This is a genomic window from Leisingera aquaemixtae (genome assembly GCF_006740765.1).
GTDB classification, from domain to species: Bacteria; Pseudomonadota; Alphaproteobacteria; order Rhodobacterales; family Rhodobacteraceae; genus Leisingera; species Leisingera aquaemixtae.
Window position 1 is genome coordinate 3,562,907 of sequence record NZ_CP041159.1, and the last position, 21,393, is coordinate 3,584,299.

General features: G+C 66.8%; 20 protein-coding genes. 4 read left to right on the top strand and 16 right to left on the bottom strand.

Annotated features, from left to right (window positions below; all coding sequences use genetic code 11):
* Positions 1-79: 79 nt before the first annotated feature.
* From R2C4_RS19165 to R2C4_RS19185, 5 genes are all read right to left on the bottom strand, one after another.
* Positions 80-1,537, bottom strand: a complete 1,458-nt coding sequence (locus R2C4_RS19165; RefSeq protein WP_141891830.1) for an aldehyde dehydrogenase family protein — start codon at positions 1,535-1,537, stop codon at positions 80-82.
* Positions 1,530-2,003: a GNAT family N-acetyltransferase gene (locus tag R2C4_RS19170; protein ID WP_141891831.1), complete on the bottom strand. Its 474-nt coding sequence runs from the start codon at positions 2,001-2,003 to the stop codon at positions 1,530-1,532. The genes R2C4_RS19165 and R2C4_RS19170 overlap by 8 nt, the downstream gene beginning before the upstream one ends.
* Entirely contained in the window at positions 2,000-3,592 is a 1,593-nt protein-coding gene (locus R2C4_RS19175) for an ABC transporter ATP-binding protein (RefSeq protein ID WP_141891832.1), read from the bottom strand. The genes R2C4_RS19170 and R2C4_RS19175 overlap by 4 nt, the downstream gene beginning before the upstream one ends.
* On the bottom strand, positions 3,589-4,404 hold the full coding sequence (locus tag R2C4_RS19180) for an ABC transporter permease (RefSeq protein ID WP_141891833.1): 816 nt from the start codon (positions 4,402-4,404) through the stop codon (positions 3,589-3,591). Before R2C4_RS19180 ends, R2C4_RS19175 begins: the two co-directional genes overlap by 4 nt.
* 138 nt (positions 4,405-4,542) lie before the next feature.
* On the bottom strand, positions 4,543-5,490 hold the full coding sequence (locus tag R2C4_RS19185; RefSeq protein WP_141892139.1) for an ABC transporter permease: 948 nt from the start codon (positions 5,488-5,490) through the stop codon (positions 4,543-4,545).
* Between the two features lie 175 nt (positions 5,491-5,665).
* On the opposite strand from R2C4_RS19185, the gene R2C4_RS19190 reads away from it, so the two are divergent.
* Positions 5,666-6,790, top strand: a complete 1,125-nt coding sequence (locus R2C4_RS19190; RefSeq protein WP_141891834.1) for an acetoin utilization protein AcuC — start codon at positions 5,666-5,668, stop codon at positions 6,788-6,790.
* Positions 6,791-6,899: 109 nt separating this feature from the next.
* On the opposite strand, the gene R2C4_RS19195 is transcribed toward R2C4_RS19190, so the two are convergent.
* Entirely contained in the window at positions 6,900-8,378 is a 1,479-nt protein-coding gene (locus R2C4_RS19195) for an ABC transporter substrate-binding protein (RefSeq protein ID WP_141891835.1), read from the bottom strand.
* 164 nt (positions 8,379-8,542) lie between these two features.
* Here R2C4_RS19195 and panB point away from each other — a divergent pair, with 164 nt between their 5' ends.
* The 3 genes from panB (at position 8,543) to glpK (ending at position 11,974) form a co-directional block, all read left to right on the top strand.
* A complete protein-coding gene (gene panB, locus R2C4_RS19200) occupies positions 8,543-9,388 on the top strand; it encodes a 3-methyl-2-oxobutanoate hydroxymethyltransferase (protein ID WP_141891836.1) in 846 nt (281 codons plus the stop codon).
* A gap of 8 nt (positions 9,389-9,396) precedes the next feature.
* Positions 9,397-10,257: a pantoate--beta-alanine ligase gene (panC, locus tag R2C4_RS19205; RefSeq protein WP_141891837.1), complete on the top strand. Its 861-nt coding sequence runs from the start codon at positions 9,397-9,399 to the stop codon at positions 10,255-10,257.
* Positions 10,258-10,483: 226 nt separating this feature from the next.
* Positions 10,484-11,974, top strand: coding sequence for a glycerol kinase GlpK (glpK, locus tag R2C4_RS19210; protein ID WP_141891838.1), 1,491 nt, complete (start codon positions 10,484-10,486; stop codon positions 11,972-11,974).
* 237 nt (positions 11,975-12,211) lie between these two features.
* Here glpK and R2C4_RS19215 read toward each other — a convergent pair whose 3' ends face one another.
* From R2C4_RS19215 to R2C4_RS19260, 10 genes are all read right to left on the bottom strand, one after another.
* Complete coding sequence (locus tag R2C4_RS19215; RefSeq protein ID WP_141891839.1) at positions 12,212-13,468, bottom strand: flavin-dependent oxidoreductase; 1,257 nt, start codon at positions 13,466-13,468, stop codon at positions 12,212-12,214.
* Positions 13,469-13,546: 78 nt separating this feature from the next.
* Positions 13,547-14,089, bottom strand: coding sequence for an isopentenyl-diphosphate Delta-isomerase (gene idi, locus R2C4_RS19220; RefSeq protein ID WP_141891840.1), 543 nt, complete (start codon positions 14,087-14,089; stop codon positions 13,547-13,549).
* A gap of 153 nt (positions 14,090-14,242) precedes the next feature.
* A complete protein-coding gene (locus tag R2C4_RS19225; RefSeq protein WP_058285363.1) occupies positions 14,243-14,704 on the bottom strand; it encodes a c-type cytochrome in 462 nt (153 codons plus the stop codon).
* 109 nt (positions 14,705-14,813) lie between these two features.
* Entirely contained in the window at positions 14,814-15,836 is a 1,023-nt protein-coding gene (locus tag R2C4_RS19230; RefSeq protein WP_141891841.1) for a P1 family peptidase, read from the bottom strand.
* 85 nt (positions 15,837-15,921) lie between these two features.
* Positions 15,922-16,668 (bottom strand): SDR family oxidoreductase, encoded by a 747-nt coding sequence (locus tag R2C4_RS19235; protein WP_141891842.1) that lies wholly within the window; start codon positions 16,666-16,668, stop codon positions 15,922-15,924.
* A gap of 63 nt (positions 16,669-16,731) precedes the next feature.
* Positions 16,732-17,151, bottom strand: a complete 420-nt coding sequence (gene arfB, locus R2C4_RS19240; RefSeq protein ID WP_141891843.1) for an alternative ribosome rescue aminoacyl-tRNA hydrolase ArfB — start codon at positions 17,149-17,151, stop codon at positions 16,732-16,734.
* A gap of 258 nt (positions 17,152-17,409) precedes the next feature.
* Positions 17,410-18,045: a queuosine precursor transporter gene (locus R2C4_RS19245; RefSeq protein WP_141891844.1), complete on the bottom strand. Its 636-nt coding sequence runs from the start codon at positions 18,043-18,045 to the stop codon at positions 17,410-17,412.
* Positions 18,046-18,237: 192 nt separating this feature from the next.
* Positions 18,238-19,152 carry an esterase-like activity of phytase family protein gene (locus R2C4_RS19250; protein WP_141891845.1) on the bottom strand — a complete coding sequence of 305 codons (915 nt, stop codon included), beginning with the start codon at positions 19,150-19,152 and terminating at the stop codon, positions 18,238-18,240.
* Entirely contained in the window at positions 19,125-19,994 is an 870-nt protein-coding gene (gene mepA, locus R2C4_RS19255) for a penicillin-insensitive murein endopeptidase (RefSeq protein WP_141891846.1), read from the bottom strand. The genes R2C4_RS19250 and mepA overlap by 28 nt, the downstream gene beginning before the upstream one ends.
* Positions 19,991-21,355, bottom strand: coding sequence for an MFS transporter (locus R2C4_RS19260; protein ID WP_141891847.1), 1,365 nt, complete (start codon positions 21,353-21,355; stop codon positions 19,991-19,993). Before R2C4_RS19260 ends, mepA begins: the two co-directional genes overlap by 4 nt.
* Positions 21,356-21,393 lie beyond the last annotated feature (38 nt).

Consider the following 21,393-nt stretch of genomic DNA (forward strand, 5'->3'; position numbering starts at 1 on the left):
GCACATAGGGGGCGCTGCCCCCTCGGCCTGGCGGCCTCACCCCCGGAGTATTTTGGAAAGATGAAAGCGGCGGGCGCCCTCAGCCGTGATGGGCCGCCACGGTCTTAAGCTGCGAAAACCCATAAAGCGCCTCAAAGCCCTTTTCCCGCCCGTGACCGGATTTGCCAACCCCGCCAAATGGCAGTTCCACCCCGCCGCCGGCGCCGTAGTTGTTGAGGAACACCTGCCCCGCGCGCAGGCGTTTTGCCAGCCGCATCTGCCGCGCCCCGTCGCGGGTCCAGACGCTGGCCACCAGCCCGTACTCGGTCGCGTTGGCGATCCGCAGGGCGTCCTCTTCGGTCTCAAACGGGATCAGCACCTGCACCGGGCCAAAGATTTCCTCCCGCGCCAGCACATGATCCTCCGGCACGTCCGCGAACAGGGTGGGGGGCACATAGGCGCCGCTTTCCGGCGCATGGGGCACAACCGCCCCCTGCGCCGCAACCGGCAGGTCCGCCCCCTGTTTCAGATAGGCCTCGACAATCTGCTTCTGCCGGGCAGAGATCAGCGGCCCGACCCGCAGGTCCTCTGCCGCCGGCCCCACGGTCAGCGCGCCATAGGCCTCGGCCATCCGCGCCTTCACCGCCTCATACACTCCGCGCTGCACCAGAATGCGCGAGGAGGCCGAGCAGGTCTGGCCTGCGTTCTGGATGCCGGCGTTGACCAGAAACGGCAGGGCGGCATCCAGGTCGGCATCGTCGAACACCAGCTGCGGGGACTTGCCGCCCAGCTCCAGCGTCACAGGCACCACATTGGCGCCAGCGGCCTGCTGCACCAGCGCGCCGGTCCTGACCGAGCCGGTGAAGGAGATGTGATGCACGCCGGGATGCGCCGCCAGTGCCGCGCCGGCCTCGGCCCCCAGCCCCGGCACCACGTTCAGCGCACCCGCGGGCAGCCCGGCCTCCATCGCGATATGGGCGAAAGCCAGGGCCGTCAGGCAGGCTTCCTCCGCCGGTTTCAGCACACAGGCGTTGCCCATCGCCAGTGCGGCGCCGACGGACCGCCCGATGATCTGCATCGGGTAGTTCCAGGGCACGATATGCCCCGTGACCCCATGCGGCTCGCGCAGGGTATAGACGGTGTAGCCGTCGAGATACGGGATGGTCTCCCCCATCACCTTGTCCGCCGCGCCGCCATAGAACTCGCAGTAGCGCGCCAGCGCCACCGCATCGGCACGCGCCTGGCTCAGCGGCTTGCCCACGTCCATCGCCTCGATCGCGGCCAGCAGCTCCACTCGCTCCAGCACGAACTGGCCTATCCGCGTCAGGATGCGGCCCCGCTCCAGCGCGGTCATGCGCCCCCAGCCGCCATCCAGCGCCGCTTCTGCTTCCAGTACCGCGGCCTCGATATCCGCCGCGCCGCCGCGGGCGATCTGGCAGATTTCGCTGCCGTCCGAGGGGTTCACAAGCGGCAGGGTGCCGCCGCTTGCCGCAGGCTGCCAGGTGCCGCCGATAAGGCAGAGCGCGGGGTCGAACCAAAGCGGGGAAGTGTCAGTCATCATGCGCTCCTGCGATCTCAAAGCTGTAGCTTTTGATTTGATGTTCGGTGAACGGCGCCCCCTGGCGCAAGTCCCGGATGCCGGGCATCGCGCTAAGGCAGGTGCCCCAAAAGGCCACCGCATCGGCAGAGGATGCCGAGAGCCCCATGCGCCAGCGGCCCGGAAACTCGCGCAGGAGGGTCCGGGCGGCCTCTTGGCCCCAGCCCCGGCGGCGGTGCTGCGGCAGGATGCAGAACTCCGACAGCTCGCGCCGGTCATCGGGCAGGTTCAGCACGATGGCAAAGCCGATGCGCTGGGTGCCATTCCTGATCCAGAAGGCAGTCACGTCCTTGCGGTTCAGCATCTGGCCCGCACGGCGTGCCGGATCAATGGAAGCACGCGGCGCCACCTCGGCCAAGTAGGGCGCCAGCGCTGCTGTCAGCAGCGCCTGCTCCCGCGGCAGGATCAGCGACAGCGTCAGGTTCATGCGGCCCCCTGATCCAGATCGGGCAGCACCGGCGCCGCAGCGATCAGCTGCCGGGTATAGGGGTGCTGCGGGTTGGAAAAGACCTCTTCGGTTTCGCCCTGCTCGACGATCTCGCCTTGCCTCATGACCAGACAGCGGTCGGTGATCGTGCGCACCACGCTCAGGTCGTGGCTGATGAACAGATAGGTCAGCGAATAGGCCGCGCAGAGTTCCGCCAGCAGGTCCAGGATGCGGGCGCGGACCGAAACGTCGAGCGCTGAGACCGCCTCGTCAAAGATGATCAGCTCCGGCCTTGTGATCAGCGCGCGGGCAATGGCGATGCGCTGGCGCTGCCCGCCGGAGAACTGGTGGATGTACTTGCCGGCATCTTCCGGTTTCAGCCCGACAGCGGTGAGGGTTTCGGCGATCAGTTCCCTGCGCGCGGCCCCAACGGGCGGATCCGGCAGCATATGGAAGGGTTCGGTGATCAGCCGCTCCACCCGGTGGCGCGGGTTGAAGCTGCCGTAAGGGTCCTGGAACACCACCTGCATTTTGCGCCGGACCGCGGGATCCAGCTGGGCGGTCACCGGTTCGCCATCTAGTCGAATCTCCCCGCCCTGCAGCGGCTCCAACCCCAGAATGGCCCGTGTCAGGGTCGATTTTCCGCAGCCCGACTCCCCCACCAGCCCCAGCCGCTCGCCGCGGTTCAGGGTGAAGGAGACATCCTTAACGGCGCGGAACCGGCCGGGTTTGGCAAACAGAGACTTGCGCGGGGTCTTATAGTCGCGGACGGCGTTCCGGACTTCCAAGAGCGGCGCCGGCGCGGGCGGTTCCGGCAGTGCCACCTGGTGGCTGGAAGCCGCAAACAGCATCTGCGTATAGGGATGGCGCATGTGGCGCAGCAGCTGGCGCGTGCCGCCGGTCTCCACCACTTCGCCGTGGCGCATGACGACGATCCGGTCGGCCAGATCCGCCACCACCGCCAGATCGTGGGTGATGATCAGCAACCCCATGCCCGTGTCCTGCACCAGGTCCTTCAGCAGCTCCAGAATCTGCGCCTGTGTGGTCACGTCCAGCGCGGTGGTCGGCTCATCCGCGATCAAGAGTTTCGGGCGCAGGGCAATTGCCATGGCAATCACCACCCGCTGGCGCTGGCCGCCCGACAGCTCATGCGGATACCGGCTGAGCGGGAAACGGTCCTCGGGCAGCCCGACCCGCTCCAGCACCTCGCGGGCGCGGGCCTCGGCCTGGCCGCGCGGCATCGCCTTGTGGATCAGGATCGTCTCCATCACCTGCGCGCCGATGGTCTTCACGGGGTTGAGCGCGGTCATGGGCTCCTGAAACACCATGCCGATGGACTGGCCGCGCAGGGCGCACATCTGCGCCTCGGACTGGTCCAGCAGCTGGGTGCCGTCCAGGGTGATGTATCCCTTTGCCTCGGCCTGTTCCGGCAGCAGCTGCATGACTGCCAATGCGGTCATCGACTTGCCGGAGCCGCTTTCGCCGGTCACCGCGACGATCTCGCCCGGCTCGATGTGAAAGGAGACGTCCTTCAGCACCGGGTAGCAGCCGATCTTGAGCGACAGGCGGGTCACGTCCAGCAGCGTCATGTCCGCGCCATCCTCAGTTTCGGGTCCAGCCAGTCGCGCAAGCCGTCGCCCAGCAGGTTCAGCCCCAGCACCGTCAGGATGATGGCCGTGCCCGGCACCAGCGCCAGATGCGGCGCAAAGCTCACCATGGTCTGCGCATCGGCCAGCATCCGCCCCCAGCTGGGCGTGGGCGGCTGCGCGCCCAGGCCGACATAGGACAGGCCGGCCTCGGCCAGAATGCCAAGGGAGAATTGGATTGTGCCCTGCACGATCAGCAGGTTGGTGACGTTGGGCAGGATATGCTCCGCCGAGATCCGCGCCGCGTTTTTGCCGGCCACGCGGGCGGCCAGAATGAACTCCCGCTCCCAAAGGGACAGCGCCGCGCCGCGGGTGATGCGGGCAAAGACGGGGATGTTGAAGATGCCGATGGCGATGATCGCGTTGATGGCGCCCGCCCCCAGAACGGCGGTGATCAGGATCGCAATCACCAGCGAGGGGAAGGCAAAGACCAGATCGTTGCCGCGCATGATCATCTCATCCAGCCACGATCCCTTGCGCGCCGCCGCCGTCAGCCCCAGCGGCACGCCCGCGCCCATGCCGATGCCAACCGCCACCAGGGCGACGGCGATGGAGGTGCGCGCGCCCACCATGATCATCGACATCAGGTCGCGCCCGAAATGATCTGTCCCCAGCCAGTGCTGCGCGTTGGGGGTTTGCAGCTTGGCCGGGATGTTCATCGCGGTGTGGTCAAATGGCGTCCACAGGAACGACACCGCCGCCGCCAGCAGCACCAGCGAGGATAAAACGGCACCAAGGATCAGGTTGCGGGTCATCTGTCGCCCCCGGCTGTGTCAATGATCCGAGGGGCGCGCCCGAGCCTGGGGGGGGCGAAGCGCCCTCCCGGGGGAAGGGGAGTGCGCGGCCCGGCGTTGCCGGGCCAAGAGACAGAAATGGTTGTCCGAATTTCCGGATCATGCCCGGCTCCTCAGCCGCGGGTCGACCAGCGCATAGGCAAGATCGACCAGGAAATTCACCGTGATGACGGCAAAGACCAGCAGCATCACCACCGACTCCACCACGATCAGATCGCGCGCGGAAATCGCCTGGAACACCAGCCGCCCAAGGCCGGGCAGGTAAAACACCTGCTCGATGATGATGGCGCCCGCCAGCAGGAAGGAAAACTGCAGCCCGATGATGGTCAGCACCGGAATCAGCGCGTTCCTGACCCCGTGCCGCCACAGCGCCTGGCGCCGGGTCAGCCCCTTGGCGCGGGCGGTGCGCATGAAATCCTCGTCCAGAATGTCCAGCAGGGCTGAGCGCATCACCCGCGTCAGGATCGCCGCCTGCGGCAGCGCCAGCGCAATCGCCGGCAGGGTAAGCGCATGAAGCCCCGCGCCGATCCCGGCCTCCCAGCCCGGAAACCCGCCCGCCCCGAACCAGCGCAGGTTGATGGCAAAGATCAGCACCAGCATCATCGCAAACCAGAAGTTCGGGACCGCCACGCCCAGCTGGGTCGCCCCCATCACCGCCATGTCGCCGGCCTTGCCGCGGCGGGCAGCGGCGTAGATGCCCGCCGGAAAGGCAATCAGCGTCGACAGCGTCAGCGCATAAAGCGCCAGCGGCAGCGATACCCACATCCGGTCGGCAATCATCCCCGCCACCGGCGTGCGGTAGGTGTAGGAGGTGCCGAAATCGCCCCCAAGCATCCCCGCAACCCAACTGAGGTAGCGGGCGGTTTTGCCTTGATCCAGCCCCAGCTCTGCCTTCAGGGCCGCCACCGTGTCCGCCTGCGCATTGACCCCCAGCATGAACGACGCGGGGTCGCCCGGTGCCACCTCCACCACGAGGAAGATCACCAGAGAGGCAACAGCCAGGCTGAGGATCAGCGACAGGAGGCGTTTGAGGGCATAGCGGAGCATGGCTGCCACGTTAGGAGCCTGCGGGGAACGGGTCCAGAGGGAGCGCGGAGGGAAACGAACCGCAGGCGGCGAAAAATGCGCAGCGTCAAAAGGTTGTGCGCAATCCGGCCGGAAACAGGCCAATGGCGTCCGGCAGGCTCTTTGGCAGCGGGCGGAAACGGTCTATCACTCTGTCATGCTGTCCCGCCCCCTGTTCATCGGTTCGGAAATCTACCGCACCTCCTCTTATGGCCGCACCCATCCCTTGCGGGTGCCGCGGGTGTCTACCGTAATGGACCTCTCCCGCGCGCTGGGCTGGCTGCCGGATGCGGTCTATGTGAATTCCCCCCGCGCCAAACCGGCGGCGCTGACCGTCTGGCACACGCCCGAATATGTCGCCGCGCTGCAGGCGGCGGAGGCCGCGCAGGCGGTCAGCGCGGAAGTCCGCGCGCGCCATCACCTCGGCACCCTCTCCAACCCGGTGTTCCCGGAAATCTTCCGCCGCCCGGCCACCGCTGCGGGCGGCTCGATCCTGGCCGGGGAGCTGCTGGCGGATGGCGGCATCGTCTACAACCCGGCGGGCGGCACCCACCACGGGATGCCGGACCGGGCCAACGGGTTTTGCTATCTGAACGATCCCGTCCTGGCGATGCTGTCGCTGCGCCACCACGGCGCGCAGCGGATCGCCTATGTCGACATCGACGCCCATCATTCCGACGGGGTGGAGCATGGCTTTGCCGGCGACCCTGACGTGCTGATGATCTCAGTGCATGAGGAAAACCTCTGGCCCAAGACCGGCACGCTGACGGAGGATGCCGGCGGTTCGGCCCTGAACCTGCCGGTGCCGCGCGGGTTCAACGATGACGAGATGGCGCTGGTGCGCGATGCGCTGATCCTGCCCGCGGTGCAGTCGTTTCAGCCGGACGCCATCGTGCTGCAATGCGGGGCGGATGCGGTGACGGAGGACCCGCTGCCGCACCTGGACCTGTCAAACAACGCCCATTGGGCGGTGGTGCGGGCGCTGATGGGCATGGCGCCGCGCTATCTGGTGCTGGGCGGCGGCGGCTATAACCCGTGGTCGGTCGGGCGGCTCTGGACCGGGGTCTGGGCGGCGCTGAACGGGATTGAGGTGCCGGAGCGGCTGCCCGCGGCGGGCGAAGCGGTGCTGCGCGGGCTGGAGTTCAACGGCAACCGCATGGGCCGCAATCCGCCAGAGCACTGGTTCACCACGCTCAGGGATCAGCCGCGGGGCGGGGAGATCCGTCAGGAAATCCGGGAGCGCGTGCAGTTCTTGCGAAGAAGACGCAGGCTCCAAATGTAGCACCGCCTGGCCGCAGGCCGGGCAGCGCCCGTCCCGCCCCCCACGGGGCGGGCGCTTCGCTTCCCACCCCGCCGGGACGGGCGCTGCCCTTCGTGAATAGGGGCGATCGCTACTCCGCCCAGCTGACCGCCGTCAGGTCGATGGCCGCCGTCGGCGCATTCTCCCACAGGCCCTGCAGCCCGGCCTTGGCCACCCCCAGTTTGGCCAGCTGGAACAGGTAGCCGTTGACGTAATCCGCCGCGATCATCTCCTGCGCGTCCTGCAGCAGCGCGGTGCGGCTGTCCGGGCCGGTGGTCGCGGTCAGCCGGTTCATCAGTTCCTGAAGCGCCTTGCTGTCGTACTGGAAATAATACTCGGGCCGGGCATAGATGCCGATGTCCATCGGCTCGGTATGGCTGACGATGGTGAGGCCAAAGCTCTTGCCGTTGAACACGCTTTCCAGCCATTGCGCCCATTCGACGTTGATGATCTCGGCCTTGATCCCCACTGCGGCCAGCTGCGCCGCAATGATCTCGCCGCCGCGCCGCGCATAAGACGGCGGCGGCAGGTGCAGCGTGGTCTCAAACCCCTCCGGGAACCCGGCCTCCGCCAGCAGCGCCTTGGCTTGTTCGGGGTCATGGGCGGACTTGCCGGTCAGGTCCTTGTAGGCCGGGTGGTGCGGCGCAAAGTGCGTGCCGATCGGGGTGCCGTAGCCGAACATCGCGCCGTCGATGATCGCCTGCCGGTCGATGGCATGAGCAACCGCCTGCCGCACCCGGATATCGTCAAACGGCGGCTGCTTGTTGTTGATGGACAGAATCGTCTCGCCCTCGGTCGAGCCGACCAGCACCTGAAACCGCGGGTCGGCCTCGAACTGCGGCAGGTTCTCCGGCGCCGGGAAGTTGTCGAAGGCGTCGATATCCTCCGCCATCATCGCAGCAAAGGCGGCAGTCGGGTCGGAGATGAACTTGAAGGTGGCCGAGGCCAGCGCCGGCTGATCGCCCCAGTAATCCGGATTGCGCGCCAGCGTGATGCGGTCGCCCTGCACCCACTCCTGGAAAGTATAGGCGCCGGTGCCGACCGGATTGGTCTTGATGCCCTCAATGCTCTCCGGCGCCACGATCACCGCGTCGCCCCAGGCGAGGTTGAACAGCAGGCTGCCGTTCGGCGCCTCCAGCGTGATCCGCACGGTCTGCGGGTCCACCGCCTCGACCGAGGCGATCCCGTCAAACAGTGCCTTCTGCGCATTGGTGCTGTCCTCGGCGCGGGCGCGGTCGAGCGAGAACTTCACGTCCTCGGCATCCATCGCGCTGCCATCGTGAAAGGTGACGCCTTGGCGCAGCTTAAAGGTGTAGACGGTGCCGTCTTCCGAAATTTCCCAGCTCTCGGCGAGGCCGGGAACCACCGACCCATCGCCCATGAACCGGGTCAGCCCCTCGAAAATATTGGTGTAGACAACCGAGTCGATGGCCTGCGCGGCGGCGCTGGTCGGGTCCAGATGCGGCGGCTCCAGCTGCATGGCGATGGTGACGCTGTCCTTGGCCCAGGCGCCGCCGGCGGCCAGGGCCAGTGCGGAACCTGCCGCAAAAACAAATGATTTCAGTGCCATTGAAGAACTCCCCGTGTACAATCTGCGGGCCGTGTGCGGCGCCTATTGGAAACGAGTTTCCCTGTTTCCCATGCGTAATCAAGGGCGGGGGACATTTCGCCCACTGGAAGCACGCGGCGTAAATTGATAACCCGTGCCCACTTTTAAACCGCGGACAGGAAGCCATGAGCGCAACAGCCAAGAAACAGGCGCCCAACGCCGAAGACATCCGGGCCCGCAAGGGCGGCACCCCGCTGGTGAGCCTCACGGCCTATACCACGCCGATGGCGCGGCTGATGGACAAGCACTGCGACTTCGTGCTGGTCGGCGACAGCGTCGGCATGGTGCTGCACGGGCTGACCTCCACCCTGGGCGTCACCATGGAGATGATGATCCTGCACGGCCAGGCGGTCGCGCGCGGCCTCAGCCAGGCGATGCTGGTGATCGACATGCCCTTCGGCAGTTACGAGGAAGGCCCGCAGCAGGCGTTCCGCAACGCCGCCCGGCTGATGGCCGAGACCGGCTGCGCCGCGGTCAAGCTGGAAGGCGGCGTCGAGATGGCCGAGACCATCCGCTTTCTGGTCAAGCGCGGCATTCCGGTGATGGCGCATATCGGCCTGACACCGCAGTCGATCAACACCCTGGGCGGCTACAAGGTGCAGGGCCGCGATGCACAGGCTGAGGCTGTTCTGGCCGACGCCCGCGCGGTGGCCGGGGCCGGCGCGTTCTCGGTGGTGCTGGAAAAGGTGCCGCAGAAACTGGCCGACAAGATCACCGCTGAGGTCGCGATTCCCACCATCGGCATCGGCGCCAGCGCGGGCTGCGACGGGCAGATCCTGGTGGTCGACGACATGCTGGGCTTCTTCACCGCCTTCAAACCAAAATTCGTCAAACGCTACGCCGATCTTGGCCCGCTGGCCGAGGCCGGCATCGCCGAATACGCCGCCGACGTGCGGGCGCGCGCCTTCCCCGGGGCGGAGCATGTCTTTGCCGACCAGGCCCCGGCGGCCAAGACCCCCTCCAAAGGATGACTGCTGACATGACTGCCCCGATCCTGCGCCGTCTGGCTGACCTGCGCGCTAAGACGGCTGAATGGCGCAGCAATGGCGAAACCATCGGCCTGGTGCCGACCATGGGGGCACTGCACGCCGGCCACATGTCGCTGGTGGAGGCCGCCAATCAGGCCTGCGACCGGGTGATCGTGACCATTTTCGTGAACCCCAAGCAGTTCAACAACGCCGAGGATCTGGCGAATTACCCGCGCACCGAAACCGAAGACGCGGAAAAGCTGGCGCCTTATGGCGTCGATCTGATCTATGTCCCGGACCCGGACCAGATCTACCCCGGCGGCTATGCCACCAATGTCTCTGTCGGCGGCAGCATCACGGATGTGATGGAAGGCCCCTTCCGCCCCGGCCATTTCGACGGGGTTGCCACTGTGGTCGCCAAGCTGTTCCTGCAGACCGGCGCGGATCAGGCGTTCTTTGGCCAGAAGGATTACCAGCAGCTGATGGTGGTGACCCGCATGGCCCGCGATCTGGACATCCCGATCACGGTCCACGGCTGCGAAACCGTGCGCGAGCCGTCGGGCCTTGCCATGTCCTCGCGCAATCTGCGCCTGTCGCCGGAGGCGCTGGCCAAGGCCGCCGCTCTGAATGCGGAGATGCGCAAGGCTGCCGCCGAAGCCGCCGCAGGCATGCCTTGGCCGCCGCTGGAAGCCGCCGCGCGCAAGGCGCTGGCAGAGGCAGGTTTCGGCGATGTGGAGTATTTCGACCTGCGCTGCGCCGAAACGCTGGAGGCGCTGGAGACCCCCTCCCGCCCCGCCCGCCTGCTGGCCGCCGCCTGGATGGACGGGATCCGGCTGATCGACAATATCGACGTGCCACAGAAACAATCCTGAAGGCTCACGCGCGGACAGGTCTGCATAGATTAACCAAGGGCGGCGCCTGACCCTGGGCGGGTGCAAAGCGCCCTCCCGCGGGGAGGATCGGGCGCCGCCCGGCAGTGCCGCCGGGCGAAGGTGCCGATGTTTCCGGAAGTTCCTCAACTAAATTCTTAGTAGGGGCTGGCAGCGGTAACACGTTTGCGTTTATGCTCTCCGGTCAGAGGAGACTGGAGGGCAGCAGATGACCTATATTCTGGCAATTGATCAGGGCACCACGTCGACCCGGGCAATCCTGTTTGATGCGGGAATGCAGGTCGCGGGCACCGCGCAGCAGGAGTTTACCCAGCACTATCCGCAGGCGGGCTGGGTGGAGCATGACCCGGAGGAGATCTGGGGCACCACGGTCGCGGTCTGCCGCAAGGTGATGGCGGATCTGGATGTCTCCGCTGCGGATATTGCGGGCATCGGCATCACCAACCAGCGCGAAACCACCGTGGTCTGGGACAAGACCAGCGGCAAGGCGATCCACAACGCCATCGTCTGGCAGGACCGCCGCACCGCCGCCATCTGCGAGCAGCTGCGCCAGGCGGGCCACGCGGACATGGTGGCCGACCGCACCGGGCTGCTGCTGGACCCTTATTTCTCCGGCACCAAGGTGAAATGGATCCTCGATACCGTGCCGGGCGCACGGGACCGGGCGGCGGCGGGGGATCTCCTGTTCGGCACCGTCGACAGCTTCCTGATCTGGCGCCTGACCGGCGGCGCCTCCCACGTGACGGATGCCACCAATGCCGCGCGCACGCTGATGTATGACATCCGCAAGGGCCGCTGGAGCCGCACCATCAGCGATCTGCTGGACGTGCCGCAGCAGATGCTGCCGGAGGTGAAGGACAGCGCTGCGGACTTCGGCACCACCGATCCGGAAATCCTGGGCGGGCCGGTCCCGATCCTGGGGGTGGCCGGCGACCAGCAGGCGGCCACCATCGGCCAGGCCTGTTTCCAGCCAGGGATGATGAAATCCACCTATGGGACGGGCTGCTTCGCGCTCTTGAACACCGGGGATGAGCCGGTGGTGTCAAAGAACCGGATGCTGACCACCATCGCCTATCAGCTGGACGGCAAGCCGACCTATGCGCTGGAGGGCTCGATCTTCATCGCCGGCGCGGCGGTGCAGTGGCTGCGCGACGGTCTGGGCATCATCGAACAGGCCTCGGATTCGGGCGAACTGGCCCTGCGCGCCGATCCGGGCCAGGACGTGATCCTGGTGCCCGCCTTCACCGGCCTCGGCGCGCCCTATTGGGAGCCTGACTGCCGCGGCGGCATGTTCGGCCTCACCCGCAACTCCGGCCCGGCAGAGTTTGCCCGCGCGGCGCTGCAAAGCGTCGCCTACCAGACCCGCGATCTCTATGAGGCGATGCGGGCGGACTGGGAGGACGACAGCCACCACACCGTGACCCTGCGCGTCGATGGCGGCATGAGCGCCAGCGACTGGACGATGCAGAGCCTGTCGGACATCCTGGGCGCCGCCGTCGACCGCCCGGTGATGCAGGAAACCACAGCACTTGGCGCCGCCTGGCTGGCGGGGATGCGGGCCGGGATCTACCCGGACCAGACCGGCTTTGCCGACACCTGGAAGCTCGACCGCCAGTTCGCGCCGCTGATGCAGCCCGCCGCGCGCGAGGCCGCCTACGGGCGCTGGCAGCGCGCGGTGCAGGCCGTGATCGGCGTCTAAAGCAGCAGGCGGGGGCTCCCGCCTGTTCCGCCGCATTCGCAGAATGCGCCTCACAGTTGGGCGTGGCGCCGCGCTTTGCGCGGCGTTCCCGTTTTGCCGGGAAGCGGTTTAAGGGCAGGGCTGCCCTGAAACGCGCCTTGCCGAGGGTCTGTGCGCCCATCCGCGCCTCAAGGGTGAACCGTGCCTGCGGCACGGCGGCTGCGCCGCCCTTGACCCGCGGCCGGCCGCAGGCGTTCCCTAACTGACGCGGGCACCTGCCGGGATGGTAGCAGGGCGCGCATTCAGTTCCTCGATCGAGAAACCCGCAATGGATTTGTACTTGGCGGCATGGGCGGCCAGCTCCGCCTGCGGGATCACCTCGCTGATGTCCCCGAAGTCGCCGCCGCAGAGGTCCTCAACCTGTTGCAGCACCCCGTCCGGCCCGCCGCCCGCGCGGTTGGCCAGGCCCACTGCCGTTGTCACCGGGCGCACGTCTGCCTCATAGGCCTCAAGCGCGGCGGCGCTGATGCCGTGCTCCAGCAGCTTGGCGCCGATCACCCGCGCGTCCACAATCGCCTGGCTGGCACCGTTTGACCCGACCGGATAGGTCGGATGCGCCGCGTCGCCCATCAGGGTGACGTTGCCATGCGTCCAGCGCGCCAGCGGATCGCGGTCCACCATCGGGTATTCATAAACCGCCTCCGCCCCGCGGATCAGGGCCGGGACGTCGATCCAATCAAACTGCCAATCCGCAAAATCCGGCAGGAACTCAGTGATATCCGCGGGCCGGTTCCAGTCCTCCCGCCGCCAGGGCGCGGAGGGATCAAAGCTTTTCTCCGCAATCCAGTTCATCGTCACGCGGCCGTCCGCGTCCGGCGCCGAGATCGGATAGGCCACCAGCCGCAGATGGTCATGGCCGATCATCGCCATTGACGCGCCACCCTTGAATGCGGGCGCTTGGGTGGTGGCGCGCCACAGGATGCGGCCGTTCCAGACCGGCGCGCCCTCATCCGGCACCATCTGCGCGCGCAGGGCAGAGTGGATGCCATCCGCCCCCACAACCAGCGCGCCTTCGATCCGCCGCCCGTCTGCCAGCAGCAGCGCCGCGCCGCCGTCCGTGTTCTCAAACCCCGCCGCCCGCGCGCCGGTTTCAATGCAATCCGCCCCCGCACGCTCCGCCAGCGCGCGGCAGAGCATCATCTGCAACGCCCCCCGGTGCACCGAATACTGCGGCCAGGCATAGCCCGCGCCGGTGCCGCGCGGCTCCTCCCAGATGGTCTTGCCCAGCTTGCTGTAAAACCCCAGCTGCCGGGTTCTGACGCCAATCGCGTCCAGCTCCGCCTCCAGCCCCAGATCGAACAGCTCCCGCACTGCATTGGGCTGCAGGTTGATGCCAACCCCCATCGGCTTCAGCTCCCGCGCGGCCTCGAAGATGCGGAAGGGCACCCCGGCCTGCTGCAGCGTCAGCCCCAGGGTCAGCCCGGCAATGCCGCCGCCGGCGATGAGAATGGACATGATAAGCATACTCCCTAATGGCGCGGGCAGATAACCACGGCGCAGGCAGCAGGGCAAGCGGGCAGAGGCGGATTGAGGTCAGCGCCGTCCGGCGATGATCAGGTCGGGGCCAAAGATCACGTCGGCATAATTGTGCAGGTAGATCTTCAGCCAGGGGGTGAAGCGTTCAGGATGGCGGCTCACCTCCGCCAGCAGGTCGTGATAGTCGACCCATCGGGTCTCCATCACCTCATCCGGGTTCGGGGTGACCTTCAGCGGGCGGTGGGCGTGGGCCAGGAACACATCCACCGCTTCATGCTCCACCAGCCCGTTGCCGACATCGGCGCGGTATTCCAGGTGGTGGCGGAACTCCGGGTAAAGACCGGTGATCCCCAGCTCCTCCTGCATCCGCCGCACCGCGCAGGCCGAAGGCTGCTCCTCCCACATCGGGTGGGTGCAGCAGGTGTTCGCCCACAGGCCCGGCGTGTGGTATTTGCCCATCGCCCGGCGCTGCATCAGGATTTCCACGCCTTTCACCACAAAGACGGAAACCGCCTTGTGTTTCAGCCCGCGCTCATGTGCGGCGAGCTTGTCAACAGGTGTCAAATCGCCGTTCACCCAGGCGGGGATCATGTGGCTCATACTGTGTCCGTGACGTGGTTCCCTGGCCGGCCTGCCGCAAATGCGATGGCCTGGCTCTTACCGCTAACGCCTGCGGGTTGCGAAAGCAATTACGCGAAAAGCCGCGGCGAAAATGCCGCGGCTTTGATGCAATGCTTGCCGGAAATCCGGGCGTTATTCGGTGGCCGCTTCTGCGCTTTCCTCAGTTTCGGCACCCTCTGCCGGGGCCGGGCCGTGGCTGGCCAGGAAGGCATAGATGTCTTCGCCGCCCTTTTTCAGGCGGAAGGACATTTTCGACTTGGCTTTGGAATTGCCGGTTTCGGCCTGCAGGAACTTCTTGGGGTCGGTGGTGAAGCCGACGAATTTCTCTTCATCCCAGACCAGGCCCGCTTCGCCTGCGGCGGTCAGGTCATCGCTGTATTTGAAGTCTTCCACGCTGGCCGCGGCACGGCCGGCAACACCCCACAGGTTGGGGCCGGTCTTGCCGCCCTTGACGATCACGTCGCCGTCATCGGAGACGACCATGTGGCAGGACTTGCATTTGTTGAACCCTTTCTCGCCAGCTTCGGGGTCGCCTTCGGCGAAGGCAGGGGCGGCGAGGAGGCCGAAAATGGCGGCTGTAACGAGAGGTTTCATATTGCTTGCTCCGGTTATGAGTTGGCACGTGTGACTCATGATCCAATACCCGGCAGTGTCAACCGGCAGTTTGACGCGCATCAAAGTTCCGGCAGGAAACTGCGGCAATTCAAGGCGCTGACCAGCAGGGCAGCAGGTCTCCGGGTTCCGGGCGCGCGTGAAAGACCGCGCGGGCGATGGCCCGGCTGAGGCACAGGGCGGCGGCATGGCAGAGAGTGCCGAGTTCTGCGTCCGCAGCTTCCAGCACCCGCGCGCCGGTGCTGGCGGCAAACACCAGATCGCCGTCGCCGGGGGCATGGGCCGGCACGATGGCGCGGCCGATGCCGTCATGGGCGGCGGCGGCCAGCCGCTGGCACTGCGCCTTGCTGAGCGCCGCATCGGTGGCGACGATGGCAATGGTGGTATTGGCGCGCTCCGGCGGCAGCGGCGCGCCGCCCAGGGTCTGGATCGCTTCGATCTTGCGGCTGTGCAGGCTGCGGCCCAGCCCGGCGGCCCGGTCCGGTCCGATCCCGCCGAATTCATCGCCGATCTCAAACGGGGCGGCCCAGAAATGCGTCTCGCCCGGCGTCGTGACAGCGCCCAGCGGATTGGCCGCCACCAGCGCGCCCACCGTGACGCCGCTCTCCAGCACCAGCGAGGCAGACCCCAGCCCGCCCTTCAGCATCGCAGTCAGCGCGCCGGTGCCGGCGCCGGCAGTGCCAAGTTCGAAATCCTCTGCCGCCGCCTCAAACGCCGCCCGGCCCAGGGCGCGGTAGGGGTTCTGATCCCAGTCCTTGCTGCCGCCGTTCAGCAGATCAAACAGGATCGCGCCCGGCACCAGCGGCACCCGCGCAGGCCCGACCGGAAAGCCGCGGCCTTGGCCGTGCAGCGCATCCATCACGCCGGAACAGGCGTCGAGCCCGAAGGCAGAGCCGCCCGACAGCACCAGCGCGTCGATCCTGGCGACCGATTTGTCCGGCGCCAGCAGATCCGTCTCCCGCGTGCCCGGCGCACCGCCCATCACGTGGACTGAGGCGGTGAAGGGTTTGTCCGCGGTCAGCACCGTGGTGCCGGATTTCAGCGCCGCGTCCTGGGCGTTGCCGACCAGGATGCCGGGCACGTCCGTGATCAGGTTCCTGGGGCCGGGGAGCATGGCGGGATGTCCTTTTGCTGAATGAAGCGCGCTGGCGCGCGCTGCCTCCGGCGGGAGTATTTTTGGAAAGATGAAAGCCTGGACGCTATATGCAGCGCCCGCCGTCCACTTCCATCGCGACACCGGTGACCATGCTGGCCTCATCGGAGCACAGGAAGCAGGCCGCGTTGCCCATGTCCTCCGGCGTTGAGAAGCGGCCGATCGGGATGGTGGACAGGAACTTGGCGCGCATTTCCGGGGTGTCCTCGCCCATGAAGGATTTCAGCAGCGGCGTTTCCCCGGCAACCGGGTTGATCGCATTCACCCGCACGCCATGCGGCGCCAGCTCCACCGCCATGGTCTTGGTGGCGGTGATCATCCAGCCCTTGGAGGCGTTGTACCAGTTGAGGTTGGGGCGCGGCGACACGCCGGCGGTGGAGGCCACGTTCAGGATCGCGCCCGCCTTGTTGGCCTTCATATGCGGCACCAGCGCGCGGGCGGTCAGGTAGACCGATTTCATGTTGACGCCCATCACCCGGTCAAAGTCGTCCTCGCTGATCTCCTCCAGCGGGGCGGGCAGGTGGGTGACGCCGGCATTGTTCACCAGGATGTCGAGATGCCCGAAGTCCGCCAGCGCCGCCTCTGCCATCGCAGTGACCGAGGCGCCGTCCGAGACATCCACGGTCTGCGCGATGGCGCTGCTGCCCAGCTCTGCCGCCATCGCCTCTGCCGCGGCGCCGTTGATGTCGGCAATCATCACCTTTGCGCCTTCCGCCAGGAACTTGCGCACGATGCCTGCGCCAAAGCCCGAGCCGCCGCCGGTCACAATGGCGGTCTTTCCGTCCAGCCGCATGATTTCCCTCCCGAACTGTTTGGCGTCAGAATGCGGGGAGCGGGCGGCGGACGCAATCCCATGTCAATCCGGGTCGATTTTACCGCGCGTCGCTTTCAATTCGCCGCGCTGCTTCTTGGCGTCCAGCCGCCGCCGGACCGAGCCGCGGGTGGGTTTGGTGGCAATCCGCCGCTTCGGTGCGACCAGCGCCTGGCGCACCAGTTCCGCCAGCCGCTCGCGCACGATGTCGCGGTTCCTCTGCTGCGAGCGGGTCTCGTCGCACTGCAGGATGATCGCGCCGTCCTTGGTCCAGCGGCGGCCTGCCAGCCGCTTCAGCCGCGATTTAACCGCAGGCGCCAGCGCGGGCGAACGGGCGGCCTCGAACCGCAGCTCCACGGCGGTGGCCACCTTGTTCACATTCTGCCCGCCCGGGCCCGAGGCGCGGACAAAGCTCTCGGTCAATTCCCAGTCCTGCAGGCTGATTTGGTCGTTAATGCGGATCATGGCTCTTTATGAAATAGCCACCGGAAAATCGAAAGGGCTGTTCCCACACGGGGGAACAGCCCTTCGAGATGATAGGAGGTGCACCGGTTAGGTCAGCACCAATTCAGCGGGCTATACGTGCCAAGGGCTGCCTCGGCCGCACTCCTTCTGAACTGTTCCGGCACTGCTCTCCATAGCTTCTCTAGACAATGGGCACCTCCTTTCTGATGTTTCGTGTAAGTCCAGCCTGCCACAGATTCGGTTAATGTCAAAACAAAATCATGTGGTCTTTGCGGTGAGCTTACGCACGATGATGCGGAAGGGCACAAGGGCGACCACGGCCAGCGACAATTTCACCAGCCAATCGGCCACGGCCAGCGAAACCCACAAGGGGGATTCGGGGCCAATGCCCAGCAGCGGCAGCATCTCTGCGGCCCAGGACACGTCGTTGGCCGGTTCCAGCCAGCTGAGCGCGGCCGAAAACGCCAGGGTGAAGAAAATCGCGGTGTCGACGGAGGAGCCGATCAGGGTGGAGGCCAGCGGCGCGCGCCACCATTTGCCCTCGCGCAGGGCAGAGAACACGGCCACATCCAGCATCTGCGCCGTAAGGAAGGCAAGGCCGGAGCCAAGCGCGATCCGCAGGGTCACCGCCGGGTAGGTGAAGCCATCGCCCTGCAGCATTACCTGAGTGCCGATGAGCGAGCAGATCACCCCGGCGACAAAGCCGGCAGCCACGACCTTGCGCGCGGCGGCGGCGCCGTAGACCCGGTTCATCACGTCGGTGACAAGAAAGGCGACCGGATAGGTGAAGGCGCCCCAGGTCAGCCACTGACCGAACAGGAATTGCACCAATATGTTGGAGGCTGCCACCACGGCGGCCATGGCAAGAATACCGGGGATATGCGAGCGGGTCATGGATCGGATCCGTTTGTTTCGGGGCGCGGAAAATTTCTCCGCGGCAGCAAAAGACCGGCCCGTTTAAAATGCTCCGGCCCGCGGTGCAAGCCTCCCTTGTGCGGGCAGGGGCTCCCGCCCGCGGGCGGTGCATCCGGGAAATGCCCCGCCCGCGGTTGGGCCGGGCGCCGCTGGCGCGGCGCAGGGCGCAGATCAGCGGGGCAGAGCGTATTCCACCAGTTCCGTCCGCTGCAGCGGCAGGAAATTGTCGTCGGACACCATGGTGGCGCGCAGCCGCCCGGTGTCATCGGTCCAGACCGACAGGCCCTCAAGATTGTCGTGGGTGCCGGGGCCGGTCTGCAGCAGGACCGTCTCGTTCACCGGCCCGCCAGCGGTCATGTCCCAGCGGCGCAGGCGGCTGCGGAAGCCCAGAAAGGTCAGGTCCCGCTCCAGCAGGTAAAAGCGCCCGTCAGGCCCGAAATCGGCATCCACCGGCAGGAAGCTGCCTGAAGGCGGCAGGCTGAAGGGGCGCGACCAGCGGCGGCCGTTCCAGCGCCAGACCGGGATCTGCCCGTTCTGGTCAAAGGCCTGTTCCGGCAGCGTGTAGAGATCGCCGCGGGCATCGATCGCCAGCGTTTCCAGCGACTTGTTGACCGGCAGCTTGCGGAACGCCGCGGGCCGCGGCAGCACCTTGGCGCGGCCTTGCGCGTGGCGGTAGCGGGCGACCCGCGCCGCGCCCTCAAAGGAGATGTAACGGCTGCCGTCCGCCGCGATGGCCAGGCCCTCGCTGTCGCCGGCAAAGCCGCTCAGCATCTTGCCGGTGGAGGCGCGAAGCCCGTGCGCGGTGCGGGCGGTCACGCCGGAGATCTGCCCCTTCTTGCGCCGGATGCTGGTTGTCACCAGCGTGGCCCGGTCGCTGAGCACCGTCATTTCGCTTCCGCCTGCGCTGATCTTCAGCGCGGAGAAGCCACCGAACCAGGGCTGTTTCAGGTTCCAGGTATAGCTGCCCAGATACTGCGCCTTGGCGGTCACGGCAGCGGCCGGGCGGCTGGCCGCAAAAGCCGCCGCCGCCAGCCCGGCGGCGGCGGTAAATGCCAGGATCAGTTTGAGTGCAGAACGGCGGCGCATTGCTGAGGCAGGTCCGAAAGGGTGTAGTCCCGCCGAGGTTTAGGCTTTGGCGCGTTCGGGTCAACCGGTTTCGGCGGCTGCGGGTTCAGGATGTTGCTGACCCACTGCTGCGCATCGGCGCAGCCGTCGCCCTTGGGCGGAGCCGCCTGATCGACACAGCCGCGGGCGCCGCGGGGGCAGTTCAGCCGCACGTGAAAATGGTAATGGTGCCCCCACCAGGGCCGGATCTTGCGCAGCCAGCGGCGGTCGCCCTTTTCGTCGTTGCACATCTGCACCTTGGCGCCTGGAAAGACGAAAATCCGCGCCACCCGCTTGTCCTTGGCGGCCGCCTTCAGGATCTCGTGATGCGCCCGCGTCCAGCTGGCGTTCACATAGGCGCCATTGGCCCGGCGCATCGAGATCGAGGAGATGTTCTCGCGCGCGCTGCGGCTCAGGTTCAGCCGGTCGGGCGGGCGCATCCAGATGTCGATGTCCAGGCCGATCTGGTGGCTGCGATGGCCCGACAGCATCGGCCCGCCCCGCGGCTGGCTGATGTCGCCGATATAAAGCCCCTTCCAGCCGCGCTGTTTCGCAGCCACGCGGCTCAGGTCCTTGACGAAATCAATCGCTGCCGGGTGCCCCCAGTTGCGGTTGCGGCTCAGCCGCATGGCCTGCCAGGTGGGGCCGGTTTCCGGCAGCTGCTCGGCGCCGGCAACACAGCCCTTGGCGTAAGAGCCGAAGGGGGCCGGACGGTGCGGGGAGGCAACGGGTTTGGCCCCGAACAGGGCTTTGGCGGGGGTCTGCGCGCTTGCCGGACTGAGTAAACCAGCAACCGCTAAACATATGGCAAATAACAGTCTCAACCCTGATCTCCTTCTCCTTGAACCCAGAATAACAGTATCAATCCGATCAGAAACAGCCCGATGACCGGGGTGATCCCCAGCCGGGCGCTGCCGGTCAGCGTGGTCGCCAGGCCGATCAGTGCGGGCGCTAGAAACGCTGTGGCCCGTCCCGACAGGCCGTAAAGGCCAAAGCTTTCGGTCGCGTCCCTGGGGCTGGTGTGGCGCACCATCAGGCTGCGGCTGGCGGCCTGCAGGATGCCGCCAAAGCCGCCGATCAGCACGCCGCAGCCGAAGAACACCGTGTCCGGCAGGGTGGAGCCTTCTGCCAGCGCGACGCCGAAAAACTGGGTGCGCGACATGCTGACGATGATCAGGCAGACCAGCGACAGCACCAGGATCGCGGCGATGATCACCGGCTTCGGCCCGAACCGCCGGTCCGCCTTGCCGCCCAGCCAGCTGAACAGGGTGGCGGCGAGGGCGGCGACAATCCCGAAGATGCCGATCTGGGTGATCTCCCAGCCCAGCACCAGCTTGGCGTAGACGCCGCCAAAGCCGTAAAGCCCGTTCAGCGCATCGCGGTACAGCATCGAGGAGCCAAGGTAGCTCGCCAGGCTCAGCCGGCGGCGCAGGCCGGCGACCAGCTTGACCACCATCTGCCAGGCCTTGCCCAGCGTCGCCTTGCGCCCGGTCGCGCCGCGGTCCTTCACCCACAGGAAATAGGGGATCATGAAGACGGCAAACCAGACCGCGGTAAACGGCCCGGCAGCGCGGGTGCCCTCCCGCGAAGCCGCATCCAGGCCCAGGGCCGGGCTGAGGCCGATCAGGGTCTTGCCGCTGCCCTGCTCGACGAACAAAAGCAGCATGATGAACAGCGCGATCACCCCGCCCAGGTAGCCAAAGGCAAAGCCGGAGCCGGAAATGGCGCCGACATCCTCGCGGCTGGCCAGCGTCGGCAGCTGGGCGTTGACAAAGATCAGGGCAAACTCGGCGCCGATGAAGCCAAAGCCGAAGCTGACCAGCATCCACCACAGGTTGCTGCCCGCGGGATCCATGTACCAAAGGCCCCAGGCGCCGATCAGATACATCAGCGAAAACACCATGATCCAGGGCAGGCGCCGCCCGGTGATATCCGCCAGCGCGCCCAGGAACGGCGCCCCGAAGCCGATGATCAGCCCGGTCACGGTCAGGCACATCGACCAGACGGTCTGCGCCTGCGCCTTGGCGGCCTCGCCGTCCAGCCCCTGGCCCATGAAGTGCTCGGCGGCCACGGCGGCAAAGAACGGGCTGAAGATGAAGGTGACCAGCAGCGTCTGATACGGCTGGCTGGCCCAATCGAAGAACCACCACCCCCAGATCCGCTTGCGCGTGGACACCTGCTGCATACCCGGCCTCTTTTTATTGTTGCCTTCAGGTATGACAG